General features: G+C 35.5%; 2 protein-coding genes. Both read left to right on the top strand.

Annotation, left to right across the window (positions count from 1 at the left end):
* The first annotated feature begins 318 nt into the window (after positions 1-318).
* Positions 319-1758 carry an SIR2 family protein gene (locus ACED42_RS21625; protein ID WP_371704119.1) on the top strand — a complete coding sequence of 480 codons (1440 nt, stop codon included), beginning with the start codon at positions 319-321 and terminating at the stop codon, positions 1756-1758.
* 3 nt (positions 1759-1761) lie between these two features.
* A complete protein-coding gene (locus tag ACED42_RS21620; RefSeq protein WP_371704118.1) occupies positions 1762-2256 on the top strand; it encodes a TIR domain-containing protein in 495 nt (164 codons plus the stop codon).
* Positions 2257-2613: the final 357 nt, after the last annotated feature.

Below are 2613 nucleotides of genomic sequence, written 5' to 3'. Positions count from 1 at the left end.
CGACTGACCTAGTTGTCTGATTGTAATGAATAAAATTATCGTTGTGTTATGGCGAGAGAGGGGCATTGTTCGCTTTTAAAAAGATTATGCAACGGGTATAGTCGCAGTAGATAAATTGGTGGCTAGAAGTGGAAAATGGACGGCTGATGGGGTACCAGTCTTAATGATAAGAGTGGAACGTAAGTCAGTCCTAAAAAGCAAACTCCATAGATAGAAGCGGCCAAGTCCAACAGGTATTTATCCATTGTGCTACGACAACGGATAAATACTTAAGCGTTATAAGCCATCGTACTTTTACATCAAATTGAGATAATATTAATGGATTTAAAGAAGAAAGCGTTTTTAAGAGATGTAGGTAAGGAACTTCCTGAAGAAAATGTGGCTGTTTTCGCTGGAGCAGGAATGTCGGCAGGTGCTGGTTTTGTTAATTGGGCTGAATTACTCAGACCAATAGCCGAAGAGCTTGGTTTAGATGTTGACAAAGAAAATGATTTGGTTGCGCTTGCACAATACCATTGTAATGATAATGGAAATAACCGTAGCCAGCTCAATCAAAGGCTTATAGAGGAGTTTTCACGAGAAGCATTAGAAACAGATAATCATAAAATTCTTTGTCGGCTTCCAATACGAACCTATTGGACTACGAATTATGACAAGATGATTGAGTCTGCTTTAGGTAGATCTGGAAAAATAGCAGATGTTAAATATACAAAAGATCACCTATCTACAACTACACCAAGACGTGATGCTGTTGTGTATAAAATGCACGGAGATGTTGAACATTCAAACCAAGCGGTTTTGACAAAGGATGACTATGAACGTTATCACGTAAAGATGGACCAGTATCTGGCCAATTTGAAAAGTGACTTGATTTCAAAAACTTTTATATTTATTGGTTTTAGTTTTACTGATCCAAACTTGGACTACATCCTTAGTAGAGTTAGGGTTGCGTATGAAGGAAGTCAAAGGCGTCATTATTGTTTTATTAAAGCAATTGAACAAGAAAAAAATCAAAGTTTAGCTGATTTTGAATATAAAAAAATAAAACAAAATTACTTTATCAAAGATTTAGAAAGGTTCAATGTAAAAACAATACTAGTCAATGCTTTTTCTGAAATAACAGATTTGTTACTACGCCTAGAGCAGAACTATAAATCTAAAACTATTTTTATTTCCGGTGCAGCACATGAATATGGTGAAATGGATGAAAGAGAAGCATTAGGTTTTGTATATAGTTTAAGCCAGTCTCTCGTTTCTCAAAATATGCGCGTTGTATCTGGGTTTGGTTTAGGTGTTGGTAGCTCTGTAATCTCAGGTGTATTAGAGCAGACGTTTACTAACCCAAAAGCCAAAATTGAAGATCAACTTGTTTTACGACCTTTCCCACAGTCTACGGAGGGAGAGGTATCTTTATCTGCTTTATGGACGAAATATAGAGAAGACATGATAGATCATGCGGGTATTGCCTTATTCATGTTTGGTAATAAGCTAAGTGATGATAATGTTGTTTTATCTAATGGAATGCGTGAAGAATATGAAATTGCAAAAAATAAAGGGTTATTTTTAATTCCTATTGGTGCTACAGGTTATATGGCTGAGCAGCTATGGGGAGAACAAAACTTAGAAATACAGAAAAACACGAACATTTCAAAGGAGATGAAGTTGCTTTTCGAACAACTTGGCGACCGCCAGATTGAGACTGTAGAACTAATCGATTTGGTAATCCAGATTATTAATTTAAAAAGTAAAGGAGTATAAAACATGGCTAGAAGAGCATTTTTCAGTTTTCACTATACGGGTGATATAAATAGAATTGGGATTGTTAGAAATTCTTGGATAACTAAAAAAAGTAAAGATGATGCAGGCTTTTGGGATGCTGCTGATTGGGAAAAAGTCCAAAAAGACACAGATTTAGCTATAAAAAGATGGATTAACAAACAATTTGAAAACACAAGTGTTACTGTCGTTTTAATCGGTTCAGAAACATCCGAACGTCCTTGGGTTAATTACGAAATAGAAAAAAGCATCGAACGTGGAAATGGACTGGTAGGAATATATATACACAATATAAACGGGTTAGGTAAGGGAGTTAGTAAAAAAGGTAAAAACCCTTTAGATGGACACCTAGTAAAATGTACTGATGGAAAAAGCTATAAAGCGTCAGCGATTTATAAAACCTACGATTGGAACTTGAATGATGGCTATAATAATTTAGGGGATTGGATCGAAGAGGCTGCTAAAAAAGCAGGTAAATAAATTTAACAAGTTGCTTTAACGGAATAAAAAGTTGGTTATATTTACTATAACAACTGTAGTAAAGATTAATAAAGGCCGCTGAATTTAGCGGCCTTTATTTTAGCTCGAGATCACGATTCATTTCAAATTGGAGGTTTTGGCTACATTACTTGATTTATTTAATTTATCGAGGTTTAAGTCTTTCTGAAGCAATCCATAAATTCCTAATCAAGCAATTAAAATTAACGGTTTGTAACGGTGCAATGTTGGATACTTAATTACAATCAACAACTAACGGATTTCTTTAGCATTGAATTCTGCTTATAATCGGGTAGCCGGAGGTATTTACCCTCCAGCCCCCACACCACCCTGCATGCG

The sequence above is a fragment of the Vibrio sp. FF145 genome (assembly GCF_041439075.1).
GTDB classification, from domain to species: domain Bacteria; phylum Pseudomonadota; class Gammaproteobacteria; order Enterobacterales; family Vibrionaceae; genus Vibrio; species Vibrio tasmaniensis_A.
The sequence above is the reverse complement of the archived record's forward strand: the minus strand, read 5'-3'. Positions and strand labels throughout refer to the sequence as shown.

What these genes read in the sequence shown, in the direction of transcription:
- ACED42_RS21625 (WP_371704119.1), top strand. Translation starts at nt 319, where the DNA reads ATGGATTTAAAGAAGAAAGCGTTTTTAAGAGATGTAGGTAAGGAACTT.
- ACED42_RS21620 (WP_371704118.1), top strand. Translation starts at nt 1,762, where the DNA reads ATGGCTAGAAGAGCATTTTTCAGTTTTCACTATACGGGTGATATAAAT.